This window comes from Chitinophaga ginsengisoli (genome assembly GCF_003014595.1).
Lineage (GTDB): Bacteria > Bacteroidota > Bacteroidia > Chitinophagales > Chitinophagaceae > Chitinophaga > Chitinophaga ginsengisoli.
This window is the reverse complement of the sequence record NZ_PYGK01000018.1, coordinates 126,126-142,398: the sequence shown is the minus strand read 5'-3', so window position 1 is coordinate 142,398 and position 16,273 is coordinate 126,126. Positions and strand designations below refer to the sequence as shown.

The following is a 16,273-nucleotide window of genomic DNA, read 5'->3' as shown; positions in this document are numbered from 1 at the left end:
ATTATGAGCGACATCGATAATACACAACCGACAGACGAATCATTGCATAACACCCTCCATCTGGGGGGCATGTATGAGAACTGGTTCCTGGATTACGCATCCTACGTGATCCTGGAGCGTGCGGTACCCAGCGTGGAAGACGGTTTAAAGCCCGTACAGCGCCGTATCCTGCATGCTATGAAGGAAATGGATGACGGCCGTTTCAATAAAGTGGCCAACGTCATCGGTTCTACCATGCAGTACCACCCGCATGGAGACGCCTCTATCGGCGATGCGATTGTTAACCTTGGACAAAAAGACCTCCTGATCGAGACCCAGGGTAACTGGGGCGATGTACGTACCGGTGATGATGCCGCAGCTGCACGTTACATTGAGGCCCGCCTGTCCAAATTTGCACTGGAAGTAGCATTCAATCCCAAGACTACACAATGGCAGCTGAGCTATGATGGCCGTAAGAACGAGCCATTGTCCCTGCCTATGAAGTTCCCGCTGCTGCTGGCACAGGGAGCCGAAGGTATTGCTGTAGGCTTGTCTACCAAAATATTACCACACAACTTTATAGAACTGCTGGAGGCTTCCATCAAACTCCTGAGAGGAAAGAAGTTTGAACTGTATCCTGACTTTCCTACAGGAGGCATGATAGACGCAGCCAACTACAACGACGGTAAACGCGGCGGTAAGGTGCGTGTACGCGCGCATATCGAAGAGAAGGACAAGAAGACCCTGCTGATCAAAGACGTGCCATATGGCGTTACGACCACAGGCCTGATGGAGTCTATCGTAAAAGCGAATGACACCGGTAAGATCAAGATCAAAAAGGTGGTGGACAATACCGCTAAAGACGTGGAAATAGAAGTACAGCTGGCGCCAGGTATCTCTCCGGATATCACCATCGATGCCCTGTACGCTTTCACGGACTGTGAGATCTCTATTTCACCGAATGCGTGTGTGATCATCGACGATAAACCACGCTTCCTGACTGTGAGCGAACTGCTGAAGTACTCTGTAGACTTTACCCAGGAATTGCTGAAGCGGGAACTGGAAATAAGACTACAGGAACTGCAGGATAAATGGCACTATACTTCCCTGGAAAAGATCTTCTTTGAAAAGGGCATCTATAAGGAGCTGGAGCAGAAACACAAGGACTGGGAAGCGGTGATCGTAGCCATCGATAAAGGATTTGCTCCTTATAAGAAAAACCTGAAAAGGGACATCACCCGCGAAGATATCCTCAAGCTGACAGAAAAACCGGTACGCCGTATCTACAGGCTGGATATCAATGAGCTGAATGAGCAGATCAAAGCGATTGAGGCCGACATGAAACAGGTGAAACATGACCTGGCTAACCTGGTCGATTTCACTGTGAACTATTATGAAAACCTGTTGAAGAAATACGGTAAAGGCCGCGAGCGTGTTACAGAGATCAAAACCTTCGATACCATCCAGGTACAGCAGGTAGCAATGGCCAATACCAAGATCTATGTGAACAGGGCAGAAGGGTTCATTGGTACCTCACTGAAGAAAGATGAGTTCATTGCAGATTGTTCTGACCTGGACAATATCATCGTCTTCCGCAGGGATGGTAAAATGATCATTACCAAAGTAGCGGATAAGGTTTTCGTAGGTAAGGACATTATTCATATTGATGTATTCAGAAAGAATGACGAGCGTACTACTTACAACATGATCTATGTGGATGGCAAAACCGGTATGAGTTATGCCAAACGCTTCAATGTAACAGGTATCACGCGCGATAAGGAATATGACCTGACCATCAAGGGAGAAAAGAACTCCAAAGTGCATTATTTCACCGCTAATCCGAACGGAGAGGCTGAAGTGGTAAGCATCCGCCTGAGTCCTAACTGTGCGGCCAGAAATAAAGAGTTTGACCTGTACTTCGAGACGATCGCCATTAAAGGGCGTAACTCCCAGGGTAACCAGGTAACGAAATACCCGATCCGCAGTGTGAAATTTAAGGAGAAAGGCGTATCTACACTCTCAGGCCAGAAGCTCTGGTATGATACAGAGGTAGGCCGTCTGAATACGGAAGAAAGAGGTGTTTATATCGGCTCATTTGAGGCAGAAGATAAGCTCTTCGTAGCCTTTAAGAACGGTACATACGAGTTGACCAACTTCGAGCTCACGAACCGTTACGATCCGAATGAGCTTGTTTATATTGAGAAATTCAATCCTGAGAAGATCGTCTCTGCTATTTACTTTGATGCAGACAAGAAACAGTTCAATGCCAAACGTTTCAAGGTGGAGACACAGACATTGAACAACAAATTCTCGTTCATCAAGGAAGGTGCAGGCAACTACCTGGAAATGATCACCACACATGCAGAACCTGTGGTGCTGTTGAGAACAGGCAAGAAACGGAATCCGGATGAGGAGGAAGTAGACCTGGCTGAATTTGTGGAAGTGACCAGCTACAGAACGGTGGGCACCCGTATTGCCGGAGAAGAGCTGATCAGTGCCGAACTGGCGTCTGAAGAGGAAGAACCGGATGGAGACGGTGTGCAGGGAGAATTGTTCTGATAATATCTTATCAATCTATAGTAGCCGTCCCGCATTTCGCGGGACGGCTTTTTTTATTATTAATAAAGGCGGACCGTGTGTTGGTCCGCCTTTATCATTTATTGTTTAGACTTTTTCGGCTGTGGTTGTAGTTCTTCATTGATCTCTTCCGCCGTTCGTGGCTTTGTCATCTTCTTCTGTTTCTGATTCAGTGGCGCCGCTACTGGAACTTTACCCTGTGGCAGTGCATCATGGAATACCTTTTCAATGTGTACCCATTTGCCGGCTTTCCATTTAAATCCTTCATAGTCCAGGTCAGGCACGAGGGTAGAAGGCTTGGCAGGCTGGTTACTTTCTGAAATGAGGTGATCGTATACGATCATGTCCATATCAGGGTTGTAGCTTAAACTGATGGTAGCGTCTTTTTTGAATTCCAGTATAAAACGGTTACGCGTCTTTTTAGGAATGGTGTCTTCCATGAAGCTGAAGAAAGGACCACCAAATACAGGCTGACCGTCTTTGAATGTCAGCATATCCAGCAGTTTCTTTTGGCTGCGGAAATTGTTGGCATCCCAGCCGAAGAGGGTGTAATAGTTCTGGTTAAAATAACGGCGCTGGAGGACCTTATAATAGAGACAACCATACCAGGCTTTGTTGCCGGCAATGGTGTCGGTATTGTTCATATAATCGGAGCCGTCGAACAGGGGAAACAGTTTCAGTTCACCACCTTCTGTTCTCATCTGTATAGCGCCGTAGTGATGATAAAAGCTGGTTTCCTGTTCCAGTCCCCAGGTAAAGATCCGAAAGGCACTGTCTGCCGGATACTGGATGGAGATGGTGGTCAGGGAATCGAACCTGAAATCAAAAGAATAAGGTGTTTTCAGGGCTTGTACCAGTTTGGGAATAAAACGGTCATTGGCCTGCTGCCTGGTGGCTTCATCTCTGCCTCTCAGGATGGTTTCGGAGAGGATCTGCAGGGAATCCTGCTGTGCATTGATGGCAGCTTCGTTAGCAGGGCTTATTCTTGTACGCTGGGCCTGGAGGCCGGTATACAGGAAGAAAGTGCAGCATAACAATAGAAGACAGGCTCTGATCATAATTTTATTTGAAACTTTTACTACAGGCTTATTACGTTATATGATACAAAATTATTGTATGATTTCAGAAAATTCCAGCAGTCCTTTACAGCGGTAGTCCATCAGTGGATGGGGGAAGGCCAGCTCCGGTTTGGTGGAGGGGATGAATACGGTGGTCATTCCCTTATCCTTACCGAATTTCATGTCGCTCAGCGTATTACCGACCATTATAGACCGGGAGAAATCAATATCCGGGAAGTCAGCTTTTGCCTGCAGGGCCATGCCTTCATTCGGTTTACGGCAAGGACTGTCGTTGTCAAGGTCCGGGCAATAGTAGATCTTGTCGATCCTGCCACCCTGGTCCGTGATAACGGCCAGCATTTTAGCATGGATATCGTGCAGCCCTTGTTCTGTTAAAAGTCCTTTGCCGATGCAGCGCTGATTGGTCACCATCACAATACGGCCGAATTTGTCTGCTAAAGGGGGTAACGCAGCAAGCACGCCCTCTTCAAAGCGGAACATATCCCAGCTGAGCACATACCCATCTTTAATCTCGTTGTTGATCACCCCGTCTCTGTCCAGGAATAATGTCCATGAAGCATCAATCTGTATCATCTTACATTGCAGGTTTAAGAACGGAAATCTGTTTGTACCTGCTCGTAATCAGCCGGAATTCCGATATCGATAAAATAAGTGTCACTGATATAGCCATATACTTGTCCATTCTTCACTTGCGGTTCCAGTACTTCTTTTTCGAAGGAGAATTGTGCCGGCAGTTGAAGGCTTTCCATATATGCCCTGGAAGTGAGATAAACGCCTCCGTTGATCAATCCTTCCTCACAGTATTTCTTCTCCAGGAATGCGATAATACGTGCATCCTGATCCAGCTGTACACTGCCATAACGTTCAAACTGCAACATTGGTTTCAGTGCCAGTGAGAGCTTGCTGTGTGCCTGCTGATGGAAGTTGTAAAACGCAGGGAGAGATACATCAAAGAACGTATCGCCGTTGACGACGAAACATTCGTCTTCCAGCAGGTGGGAAACAGCGTTCAGGATAGCGCCGCCGGTACCCAATGGTTCTGCTTCGATAGCATAGGAGAACTGCAGTGGAAGGTCTGCCTGTTCACACCATTCGATGACCTGTTCTGATTTATATCCGAGGGACAGTACTACATGAGTAATGCCCTGTCTGATCAGGTATTGCAGCAGGTAATGGAGGAAGGGCCTGTCATTGACAGGCGCCATACATTTCGGTTTATCGGCCACCACACTGCGTAGACGTGTACCCAGTCCGCCAGCCAGTACTATACATTCCCTGATCATGGGAAGAGATTATTTTCAACGATTTCACAAATGATATGTCCGATGGTGATATGTGATTCCTGGATACGTGGTGTATCAGAAGAAGGCACATTCAGCAGGTAATCGCTGCCATCTTTCATTTTACCACCGGAACGGCCTGTCATACTTACGATGATCATGCCTTTTCCTTTGGCTACCTTATAGGCTTCCAGGATGTTGGCAGAATTGCCGGACGTTGAGATCCCCACCAGTACATCGCCTGGCTGACCGATACCTCGCAGGATGCGGGCATATACCTGGTCATAACCATAGTCGTTACCTACAGCGGTGAGGTAAGAGCTATTACAATGTAAGGCCTCTGCGTACAACGGCGTTCTGTCTTTATAAAAACGGCCGGAGAACTCTGCGGCCAGGTGTTGCGCATCTGCAGCACTGCCGCCATTGCCACAAAAGAGGATCTTATGTCCCTGTTGCAGGCTGCCGGTAATGACGGTGGCCACCTGCTGGATAGTATTAATGAGCGTTTCATCTTCGCAGATGGCCTGCTTTACTGCAATGCTTTCCTGTATTGTTTTGATGATATTGTTCGCCATAGCGTGTAAGTCGTTTTGGATTAGGAGATCAGATGCACCAGGTATTGATCCCGTTATGCGTGAAATGATAACGTTTTACATCCCCGCCGAAGGCCTTGAGGGCCTCTACCACATTATAACGGGTGTTGCCCGGGCAGTAGAAGATCATAAAACCACCACCGCCAGCGCCGGAGATCTTACCGCCGGAAGCACCCGCACGCTTAGCTGCTTCGTAGATATCGTCCAGCTGGGAATTAGTAATGCCTTTAGCCATATTCTTTTTATGCTGGAAACCGAAGTCAAGAATCTCGCCAATCTTATCGATACTGCCGCGAAGCAGGGCTTCCTTCATCATCACGGCCTGTTGTTTCAGGTGGTGCATCGCTTCTATACTGGCTTCCTTTTTCTCGTGTACGTTCTTCTGCTGTTCGGAAATAATACTGCTGGATAAACGGCTGGTAGAAGTGTAGTACAGTACCAGGTTATTCTCCAGTTCATCCAGGTATTTTTCTTTTATACGGAGGGGATTCACGATCACTTTATCGCCGTCGTAGAATTCCATGAAGTTCACTCCACCGAAGGTAGCTGCATACTGGTCCTGCTTTCCGCCCGCCTGTTTCAGGTCTTCCCTTTCGATCACATAGGCCAGGTGCGCCATATCGTATTCTCCCAGGGGCAGTTTCAGCCATTCCGCAAAAGCGCCCAATACCGCCACAACCAGGGTAGAGGAGGTACCCAGACCAGAACCGGCAGGTGCATCTACAAAGGTGGTCAGTTTAAAGCCGGAAGGAATGCCGTAATCTTTTGCCACACGGTTGATTACTCCTTTCAGGATCTCCAGTTTACCATCCAGCGGGAGCGGAAACGTAGCATCACAAGCCAGTGTTTCGCCTCTGTCGGCACATTCGAACAGGACTTTTTTATCAGCGATCGGTTCTATGGCTGCACGCGCATAGAGCGAAATAGTGGCATTCAGGATGGCGCCTCCGTACATGTCTGAGTAAGGGCTTACATCTGTTCCGCCGCCGGCCAGGCCAATGCGTAAGGGTGCTTTGCTACGATAAATCACAGTATTTCCGTTTTTATAAGTGCTGCAAGATAAAACAATTGCACATGCATATGCGCCTATCTTGTTTAAAAGAAGTTAAAATATATGTATATGTCCTATAGCAAAAAAATAACCGGAATGATCGGTGGGTGATTGCTCGGGATGCACCCAGGGCTGCAAACAAAAGGACTCCATCGGAGTCCTTTTATGGTTTGTTTAATAACGTTTGTTTATAAGTAAAGTACGTCTTTACCATGCCTTTACCACGCCTTTAGGTTGGACTTAAAGCGCTTTTACCTACTTGCCGCCAGTTTGTGGATTTCCCCCGCCAGGCGTTCCCAGGAATACTGTTTCTTTTCTACACGCACTGCGGCCGTCATATCGGCTTCCCGGTTATCCCGGTAGTATTTCTCAATGGCGGCAGCAATGTCCCCTGGTTCCGGTTCACATTGGAAACCAACGATATTATCAGGCACCATCTCTACCAGGCCGCCAACCCGGGTCACTACCATGGGCTTCTCGAAATGGTAAGCGATCTGGGAAATACCGCTTTGGGTAGCGCTCTTATAAGGCTGCACCACCAGGTCGGCTGCACAGAAGTAATTCTTGACAGCGTCGTTGGGGATGAAATCGGTATGCATGAGCACCTTGTCGCCCAATTGGAGCTGTTCGAGTAGCTGATTGTATGGGGCTGCATCCTCGTAGAATTCTCCTGCCACGATCAGGTGTACATCCAGTTGTTTCATCCGTTCGTCAGCCATGGCTTTGAGCAGGAGGTCCAGCCCTTTATACTGGCGAATGAAGCCAAAGAAGAGAATATATTTCTTGTCTTGTTGCAGTTTCAATTGTTCCCTGGCCACGGATTTAGATACGGGAGGTCCGTAGTTGTCATAGATCGGGTGAGGGATCAGGGAGGCCGGTTTGCCGGGTTCGAACAGCCGGAGGTCGTCCAGTACGGACTGGCTCATGGCAATGAAGGCATCTACTGGTTTCAAGAAGTACCTGGTAAAAGGCACATCTCCGGCCCTTTTTTCGTGTGGTATCACATTGTCGAGGATGGATACAACACGGGTATTTTTACCTTTTCCGAGGCGCAGGAGGCTGCCGAGGCAGGGGCCCATCAGCGGTAACCAGTATTTGGTTACGATGAGATCGGGCTGCCACTTGCGGATCATACAGCCCACTTTCAACCAGTTCAGTGGATTAACAGAGTTGATCAGCCGGCGTATTTTCAGGTGAGGAGGCGCTGGTTCTGTAGCATACTGGCTTTTGCCGGGAAACAGGAAGGAAGGATACTGTACAGTGAAGGTCCAGATCTCTACTTCCGCATCCTTTTGCAGCTCTTCTGCCAGTCGTTCGTTATATGCGGCGAGGCCACCCCTGTAGGGCCAGGCCGGTCCGAGAAAGAGGATTTTCGTTTTGCCCATCAGTGATTATTTGGTACGGTCCAGGATTGTTTCCACGAGATATTCATTCCTTTCAGGGGCATTCCGGGTAACCAGTTCGCCGATGAAGCCGGTAAGGAATAACTGTGACCCTATGATCATCGCCAGCAGGGCGAGATAGAAAATAGGGCGTTCGGTCATTTTATACTGGGAGTAGATGATCTTTTCTATTGCCAGGTATAAAGCGATCCCGAAACCGAGGATGAAGGACAATGTACCCAGGGCCCCGAAAAGGTGCATAGGGCGTTTTCCGAACTTACTGATGAACATGATGGAAGCCAGGTCCAGGAAGCCGTTTATAAAGCGTTCCAGGCCAAACTTGGAGGTGCCATATTTACGCGCACGGTGTTCTACTACTTTTTCACCGATCTTCCTGAAACCGTTCCACTTGGCGATCACAGGAATATAGCGGTGCATTTCTCCATATACTTCGATGCTTTTGATCACTTTCCTGCGGTAAGATTTGAGTCCGCAGTTCATGTCATGGAGCCTGACCCCGCTCATGCGGGTAGTGGTATAGTTATATAATTTGGAAGGGAGATTTTTGGTAACGGCATTGTCATGGCGTTTCTTCTTCCAACCGCTGACCAGGTCATAGCCATCTTCTTTGATCATGCGGTAGAGTTCCGGTATCTCATCGGGGCTATCCTGCAGGTCGGCGTCCATGGTGATGATCACGTCGCCGTGGGCGGCCCGGAAGCCTTCATTGAGGGCGGCGGATTTGCCATAGTTACGCTGGAATTTGATGCCTTTTACATTCGGGTTAGCTGCTGCCAGTTGCTGGATAATATCCCAGGAATTATCAGTGCTGCCATCGTCTATCATCCATACCTCATACGAGTACTGATGTTCCTTCATGACACGGTCAATCCAGGCGGCCAGTTCGGGCAGTGATTCTTCTTCGTTTTTTAAAGGAACGATAACGGAAATATCCATGTTATATAACAATGTGTTTAGGATGCTATTCTATCTAATTAAGTGCCAATCTAAGCAATTTGTTTTTTACGGATAACTACCGCCAGAATAGCAGCGATGATGAAATCCAGGAAAAGCCCTGTGAGATAGGACAGAATGCTTGCCACAAGGGTCAGGCTATAATCCTGTTGCTTCAGTTGTGTCAGTTGTTCGCTCAATCTGCTGTCATTAATGCCGGCTGCCTTTTGTGCTGCTTCCATCTGCTCGAGTGCTTTCAGATCTCCGGCTTTCATGCGGGCAGGCAATCCCGGGTCAACATAGTTGGCGATAATATACATGAACAGGGTGCCCACAAGGGTACCGATCACAAATGTGATGAAAATAGGTTGTAAGGCTTCTTTGAAACTGCTATATCCGCCAGCCTTCCTTTTCTGCTCCAGACCAGCCAGTAAGCCGGTTACAGCGCAGATAAAAAGCTGGATAAAGTTAAATTTCAGGCTGAAAAGCGTTTGCTGGTCAGTATAATACAGGCCCAGACCTGCCAGGACGATCACAACACTGGCTATCAGTCCCCATTTTATACCGGGATTAGGATATGATGCATTACTCATAGTACACGAATGACTTTTTAAAGTTGGGCGTATTGGCCGTTGATGGTCCCCTTCACACTTCCTTTCAATTCCGCGCCAATATACGCTGAATTTTTTGACCTGCTGGCCAGGTGTGCTGCGGTGAGTACCCAATCCTCTTCAGGATCGAATAAGGTCAGATTAGCTGCGGCTCCTTCGGTAAGGCTCAGTTCAGGCAGGTTGAATATTTTGCGGGGCTGTGCAGAAAGCATCTCTACGAGTCTTTCTACAGATACTTCCGGCAGATGTTTGCGGAATACGCCGAAAGCGCTTTCCAGTCCTATCATGCCATTCTTTGCATATTCAAACTCTACCTGTTTGGCATCCCAGTCCTGTGGCAGGTGGTGGGTGGCGAAGCAGTCGATCACACCGGTCTTTACAGCTTCCTGTAGCGCTTTCACATCTTCTGCACTACGCAGCGGCGGATTGAGCTTCAGGTGGGTATCATAGGTCATGAGGTGTGCGTCGGTAAGGGACAGGTGATAGGGCGTTACAGAGCAGGTCACTTTGATGCCTTTGCCTTTGGCATTGGCAATGAGTTCTGCTGATTTACGTGTACTGATGCCTGTGAAGTGGATACGTGAGTCTGTATATTGTGCCAGGTCCAGGTCGCGCTGAATGATCAGTTCTTCGGCGATGGCTGGTTTGCCCGGCATACCCAGCTGGGTGCTGTAGATGCCTTCGTGCATCAGGCCATGGGCAGAGATGCTCAGATCATCAGGGAGCTGGATAATGGTACCGTTGACAGCTTTTACATATTGCAGGGCTTTCAGCATGATGCCGGGCGACTGAATAGGTTTCAGTCCGTCGGAGAATGCTACGGCGCCTGCCTGCTGCATTTCATACATTTCAGCAAGGGAGGTGCCTTCCAGGTTTTTGGTCACCGCTCCGATAGGGAGCACCTGTACGACACTGTTGCGTGTGCGGCTGAGCACATACTCGATCTGCGGTTTGGTATGGAGCGCCGGCTGCGTGTTTGGCACGATCAGCACCGTGGTATAGCCACCCCTGGCGGCGGCGGCAACCCCACTCTGGAGGTCTTCCTTGTATTCCTGGCCGGGATCGCAGAAGTGCGCGAAGATATCCGTCCATCCCAATGAAACATGCAGGTTCTTGCCGGTCACCACCTGCGCCTGAGCGGAAGAAATGTCCTTCCCGATCTGGCGGATGATGCCATTCTCAATCAGAATATCCTGCTGTTGCCCGTGAAACGGGGATGATGGTGCGACTATCTGTACGCTTTTGAGTAATATCTGCATGCTTTAATACTAACTGTGTCTATACCTTGTCTGAGAAAAAATACCGGCTGCAAAAGTAATAGAAATTCAGATTAGGGCATGCAACTAGGGGGGATTTACTTTCTAAAGGTGGGATAGTTGGGATAGGGTGGTGTTTTATTCCCGAAAAATACTGCACCTTTGCGCCGCCCTCTGAAAAAATGAAGGGTTGGATTTAAAGATTATTATTGCTACCTTAAGGCACTTTATAGGCGCATATGTCGTACAGCATATTGGAGGACAATGAATTAATGGACAAGGTCAGGCTTTCTGACGAGAGGGCCTTTGACGAGATTTACCGTCGCTATTGGCGTAAATTATACGCTTTATCCTTGTACCATCTGAGAGACAGCAACGCTGCTGAAGATATAGTACAGGAGATCTTCGTGAGCCTATGGGCTTCCCGCGAAAGGTCTGAGATCAAACATCTGTATACTTACCTGGCTACTGCCACCAAATATTCCATATTCCATTATTTTGCACAACCTGCCAGGAACACAGATTCCCTGGAAGAGCTACATACCCTGGCGGCAGACCACAGTACTGCCGATACCCGTTTCCTGGAAGAAGAGATCCGCCGGGAAATAGACCGTCTGCCGGAGAAATGCCGCCTGGTATTCCGCTATAGCCGGGAAGAGGGGCTTGCCAACAAAATCATCTCTGAGAAACTGAATATCTCCACCAAAGCCGTAGAAAAGCACATGACCCGGGCGCTCCGCCAGTTAAGGGTACAGTTCAAACATATGTTGATGTCATTATTGTTCTGAAACATCCTCCGGAAAAAAATATTTTTATCATGAGGTAGGGTAGGCTCCTTTTTTCTACACTATTATATCGGATACAGTTTGCTGTGATCTGGTCAAGTGAATTTTTTATCTGCATTTACTATCAAATTATGACTAAAGAGCAGCTAACTGACTTAACTGCAAAATACCTGGATGGCACTGCGACAGCGGCTGAGAGGAAAATACTCGAACAGTGGTATTATTCCTTTGAGGGAGAGGAGCTGGTGGTAGAACTGCCGGAAGGAGAAGAGGAGGATGAGTTGGAGCGCCGGATGAAGGCAGGGATAGATGAGCAGAATGCTAAGGAAAGCCGCCGGAAGCGCTTGTTGATGCATATAAAGCCTTACCGGATGGCGGCTGCAGTCGTACTGGTACTTACTGCCGCTCTGCTGTCAGTATTTTTCAGTGGCCGTCAGGTATATAATGCACAACAGCAGCCCCGTTTTGTCGTGCTGAACGATGGCAGCAGGGTGTGGCTGAATTCAGCTACGAAGCTGGTTTATACAGATTTTCCTTTTATGGGAGAACGCCGGCTTAGCCTGACAGGAGAAGCTTATTTTGATGTAGCAAGCGATCCGGAGAAACCATTTATTATTCAGTCGGGCAGTATGGTGACACAGGTGCTGGGGACCGCCTTTAATATTAAAGCATATCCCGACGAACCGTTTTCTGTTACTGTGACGAAGGGGAAAATAAAGTTAGAGGACAAAAAGACCAAAATCATTACCTTTTTAACGCCAAATAAACAGGTAAAATATGCGAACAAGCAGGCGCCGGTAATGGTGGCTGTAAAGGCCGATATGGCCTATTCCTGGACAAAGGGACAACTGGAGTTTTACGATCAGTCATTTGAAGAAATCGCCAGGACTATCAACCGAAAATACAATGTGAACATAGTTTTTGCAAACAAGTCATTGGAACAGTGCATGATCACCGCCACTTTTGAGAAAGAATCGCCTGTTACACGTGTGATAGATCTGCTATGTAAGATCAACAATGCGACCTATACCTTTAGTGCAGACAGCAGTACTATTACTTTGGAAGGAAAAGGATGTCAGTAAGCGAGGGGATTGTCATATTACTTGTCATGGAAAATCACAGAAATTAAGGAAGTGACCAAAATATCAGGACATCATATGCTAAAAATGACAAACAGCACGTAGCATAAATAAAACGTCCCTGCAAAAGAAGATACAGGGAGCGTTTTATGGCAGGGTATTTCATGTCGCCAAACCTGCATACCCTGGATTTATCATTTTATAACAACAAATCGTATTAAAGTTATGAAAAAAACAGCGTATACACGGGAGACGTGTATCCAATACTTATTATTCCTCATGCGATGTTCGGCTTATATATTGGTATTTTTCTATACCTTTTCGCTTTCGCTGTTCGCCAAGAGCACTGAAGGTCAGGATATTAAGGAGGTAAAGATCAATCTCGTAGCCAGCAAAATGAAGCTGGAGACGGTCCTGGAGAGGATCCAGCAGATCACGCCTTTCCGTTTTGTTTACAATTCGTCTCAGATCAAAGCTACAGGACCTGTGAGCATCAATGCCAGCAATACTTCTGTAGAGAAGGTGCTGCAACAGTTACTGGAGCCTAATGAACTGAACTTTGAACAGAACAAAACACAGATCATTATTACCCGCAAATTTGAAGCATCCCGCTTCGATCTTACCCTGGCAGGCGCAATACCTGCTGCGGTGGCAGATACCTCCATTACAGTACGTGGAAAGGTGAAGGATGATAAAGGGCAGCCCCTGATCGGTGTTACGGTAAGTGTAAAGGGAAAGAACCGGGGCATTGCAACAGATGCCAACGGTAACTTTGTTCTCAGAGCAGATCATACAGACTCCCTGGTGTTTAAAACCATCGGTTTCGCCAGCGTAACAGTGAGCGCTACCGGCAACCTGGACAACATCGTGCTATTGCCTGCCACGACCAGTCTGACCGACGTTGTGGTGGTGGGTTATGGCGTACAGACCCGTCGCGACCTCACCGGCGCCATTTCTACTGTAAAAGGTGCTGATATCAAAAACCTCCCGGTAAGTGATGCCGCTCAGGCTATACAGGGCCGTGTGGCTGGTGTAGACATTGTTCGTTCTGACGGATCTCCCGGTACTACACCAAGCATCCGCATACGTGGTACAGGTACTATCAATAACGCGGAACCACTGATCATCATTGATGGTGTGCCCGCTCCGAACCTCAGTGGCCTCAGTGATATCAACAACAACGATATCGCGTCCATGGAGGTGCTGAAAGATGCGTCTTCCTCCGCTATCTATGGTACCCGTGCGGCAAATGGTGTGATCATCATTACTACCAAAAAAGGATCTTACAATGAGAAATTAAATACTAACGTAAACATCTACCGCGGTGTTTCCAATGTAGCCCGTTATATACCATTACTGACCGCTCCTGATCTGGTAAAACTGAAACAGGAACGTTACACTAATGATGGTCTCAGTATACCTGCGTTCTGGCAGGACCCATACTATGCAGTACAGCGCACAGACTGGCAGAAGGCTTTGTTCAATACAGGACATGTGACCAATGCTGACGTTTCCATCAAAGGTGGTAGCACTTCCTCCAATTACCTGTTCTCCATGGGTTATTATGATGAAAAAGGCCTGGTCACCAATACCTATTTCAAAAGATATACTGTTCGCATCAACTCCGAGCACCGTATTAACAGTCGCCTGAAAGTAGGAGAGAACCTGCAGCTGACGGCCCGTAAAGGAAACACGCTCGATACCTATTCTTCCCAGACAGGCCTGATCTTCAGTGCACTGCGTTTCAATCCTGCTATACCAGTGAAGGATGATATGGGGAATTACGGTTCCGCACAGGCAAACAATGAACTGGGCGATATCAACAACCCGGTGTATACTGCAGAAACAACAGATGCATGGACTAAGAACTATCGCATACTGGCTAATGCTTTCGCTGAAATAGAAATTATCAGAGACCTGAAACTGCGTTTAAACTACGCGTTTGATGGAACAATGAGCAACGCTTTCAGCTTCCTGCCTAAAACATTAACGCAGGTACGTACCCGTGACGATGCGGAATTAACACAGAGCAATACCAGCACAGGCACTCACCTGGGCGAGGCATTCCTGTCTTATAATAAAACAATCGCAAAGGACCATCAGCTCAGCCTGACCGGTGGTATTTCCTACCAGAAATACAGCGGCAGCTACTACAGCGCACAGCGTAATGGTTTCGATGATGAATCGCCTTATGTACTGGTACTGGACAATGGTAGCATTGTTTATAATGCTGCCGGTAACTACTATGCTACCAACATCCTGGCATCAGGATTTGCAAGAGGTTTTTACAGCTATAAAGGTAAATACCTGCTGACCGCTACCATGCGTGCGGATGGTTCCTCCAGGTTTGCAGAAGGCAACCGCTGGGGTTACTTCCCTGCTGTATCTGTGGGCTGGCGTATATCTGATGAGAACTTCTTCAAAGACAATGTACACTTCATGAACAACCTGAAAGTAACTGGTGGATGGGGTGTACTGGGTAACCAGAACGTAACTGAATTCCAGTACCTGGCTACTATCATCAAGAACCGTAAGTATAATTTCGGTGATCAGCCGTTCACCGGTATCTGGAACTCCAGCCTGGCCAACCCTAACATCACCTGGGAAAAGGCGCATATGACCAACGTCAGTGCAGAACTCGGATTCCTGAACAATGCATTGAATGCAACCATCTCTTACTTCGATAAGAATACGATCGACATGCTGGTGCCTGCTGCAAAACCAGACCTGCATGGTACTTCAGTGGTGCCTGATGAAAATATCGGTAAACTGAATAACCACGGATGGGAATTTGAAGTTTCTTACCAGGGCGGTAAAAAAGCGTTTACCTACAACATTGCGGCAAATGCAACTGTCATCAAGAACAAAGTAACCCAACTGTATGCGGCCAACACTTACATCAGTTCCAGCAACTATGGTCGTCAGAACCAGGAAATCTCCCGTACTTACGAAGGACAGCCTATCGCTTCTTTCTATGGCTGGAAAACAGCTGGCATCTACCAGAACCAGGCACAGATCGACGGCGATCCTTATATCGCTAAAGATGGCAGAAAGGATAACATCAAACCAGGAGATGTACGCTTTGTGGATGTGAATGGCGATGGTGCTATCACTGAAGCTGACAGGGTATACCTGGGCGATCCTAATCCACGTCTCCAGTACGGTCTGCAGGCCGGCGCCAGCTACAAAGGATTTGACCTGAGCCTGTCCTTTACCGGTGTAGCAGGTGTGAAATTGTACAATGCTGATAAAATGCAGGGTCTGGACCCAACCTATTCATATAACTACTATGCAGAAGAACTGCAGCGCTGGCATGGTGAAGGTACCAGCAACAGCGTACCACGTATGACGTTAAGTGATAACAACGGTAACTACCGTACGTCAGACAGGTTCATTGAAAGTGGTAATTATTTTACACTCCGTAATGCAGCGCTGGGATATACCATTCCTTCCCGCTTATGGGGTAGCAAGTCTTCTACCAACATCCGTGTGTATCTGGCAGGACAGAACATATTCGTCGTTACCAATTATTCCGGTCTGAATCCTGCACTGGGTTATACAGACGGTAATAAACAGAGAGGTGTGGACGTAGCCACTTACCCACAGGCAAGAAGTTTCACTGCCGGTGCTTCAATGAATTTCTAAGC

13 protein-coding genes are annotated in these 16,273 nt (G+C 47.7%); 4 read left to right on the top strand and 9 right to left on the bottom strand.

What is annotated here, in order from left to right; translation table 11 throughout:
- The first annotated feature begins 3 nt into the window (after positions 1–3).
- Positions 4–2,538 carry a DNA gyrase/topoisomerase IV subunit A gene (locus CLV42_RS29355; protein WP_106605513.1) on the top strand — a complete coding sequence of 845 codons (2,535 nt, stop codon included), beginning with the start codon at positions 4–6 and terminating at the stop codon, positions 2,536–2,538.
- Between the two features lie 98 nt (positions 2,539–2,636).
- Here the strand turns inward: CLV42_RS29355 and CLV42_RS29350 are convergent, their stop codons facing one another.
- From CLV42_RS29350 to CLV42_RS29310, 9 genes are all read right to left on the bottom strand, one after another.
- Complete coding sequence (locus CLV42_RS29350) at positions 2,637–3,614, bottom strand: hypothetical protein (protein ID WP_106605512.1); 978 nt, start codon at positions 3,612–3,614, stop codon at positions 2,637–2,639.
- Positions 3,615–3,665: 51 nt separating this feature from the next.
- Positions 3,666–4,208: a D-glycero-alpha-D-manno-heptose-1,7-bisphosphate 7-phosphatase gene (locus tag CLV42_RS29345; RefSeq protein WP_245901763.1), complete on the bottom strand. Its 543-nt coding sequence runs from the start codon at positions 4,206–4,208 to the stop codon at positions 3,666–3,668.
- A 14-nt stretch (positions 4,209–4,222) separates the two neighbouring features.
- The gene (locus CLV42_RS29340) at positions 4,223–4,918 is read right to left on the bottom strand and encodes a nucleotidyltransferase family protein (protein ID WP_106605511.1); all 696 of its coding nucleotides are present in this window, start codon (positions 4,916–4,918) and stop codon (positions 4,223–4,225) included.
- Entirely contained in the window at positions 4,915–5,490 is a 576-nt protein-coding gene (locus CLV42_RS29335) for a D-sedoheptulose-7-phosphate isomerase (RefSeq protein WP_106605510.1), read from the bottom strand. Before CLV42_RS29335 ends, CLV42_RS29340 begins: the two co-directional genes overlap by 4 nt.
- A gap of 28 nt (positions 5,491–5,518) precedes the next feature.
- The gene (locus CLV42_RS29330; RefSeq protein ID WP_106605509.1) at positions 5,519–6,538 is read right to left on the bottom strand and encodes a GHMP family kinase ATP-binding protein; all 1,020 of its coding nucleotides are present in this window, start codon (positions 6,536–6,538) and stop codon (positions 5,519–5,521) included.
- 272 nt (positions 6,539–6,810) lie between these two features.
- Positions 6,811–7,944 carry a glycosyltransferase gene (locus CLV42_RS29325; protein ID WP_106605508.1) on the bottom strand — a complete coding sequence of 378 codons (1,134 nt, stop codon included), beginning with the start codon at positions 7,942–7,944 and terminating at the stop codon, positions 6,811–6,813.
- 6 nt (positions 7,945–7,950) lie between these two features.
- Positions 7,951–8,898, bottom strand: coding sequence for a glycosyltransferase family 2 protein (locus CLV42_RS29320; RefSeq protein ID WP_106605507.1), 948 nt, complete (start codon positions 8,896–8,898; stop codon positions 7,951–7,953).
- 50 nt (positions 8,899–8,948) lie between these two features.
- Positions 8,949–9,488, bottom strand: coding sequence for a DUF4199 domain-containing protein (locus CLV42_RS29315; RefSeq protein ID WP_106605506.1), 540 nt, complete (start codon positions 9,486–9,488; stop codon positions 8,949–8,951).
- Between the two features lie 17 nt (positions 9,489–9,505).
- Positions 9,506–10,765 (bottom strand): dihydroorotase, encoded by a 1,260-nt coding sequence (locus CLV42_RS29310; protein WP_106605505.1) that lies wholly within the window; start codon positions 10,763–10,765, stop codon positions 9,506–9,508.
- Between the two features lie 236 nt (positions 10,766–11,001).
- Between CLV42_RS29310 and CLV42_RS29305 the strand changes: the two genes are divergently transcribed.
- From CLV42_RS29305 to CLV42_RS29295, 3 genes are all read left to right on the top strand, one after another.
- Positions 11,002–11,550 carry an RNA polymerase sigma-70 factor gene (locus CLV42_RS29305; protein ID WP_106605504.1) on the top strand — a complete coding sequence of 183 codons (549 nt, stop codon included), beginning with the start codon at positions 11,002–11,004 and terminating at the stop codon, positions 11,548–11,550.
- Between the two features lie 128 nt (positions 11,551–11,678).
- Positions 11,679–12,629 carry a FecR family protein gene (locus CLV42_RS29300; RefSeq protein ID WP_106605503.1) on the top strand — a complete coding sequence of 317 codons (951 nt, stop codon included), beginning with the start codon at positions 11,679–11,681 and terminating at the stop codon, positions 12,627–12,629.
- 222 nt (positions 12,630–12,851) lie between these two features.
- Positions 12,852–16,271: a TonB-dependent receptor gene (locus CLV42_RS29295; protein WP_106605502.1), complete on the top strand. Its 3,420-nt coding sequence runs from the start codon at positions 12,852–12,854 to the stop codon at positions 16,269–16,271.
- Positions 16,272–16,273: the final 2 nt, after the last annotated feature.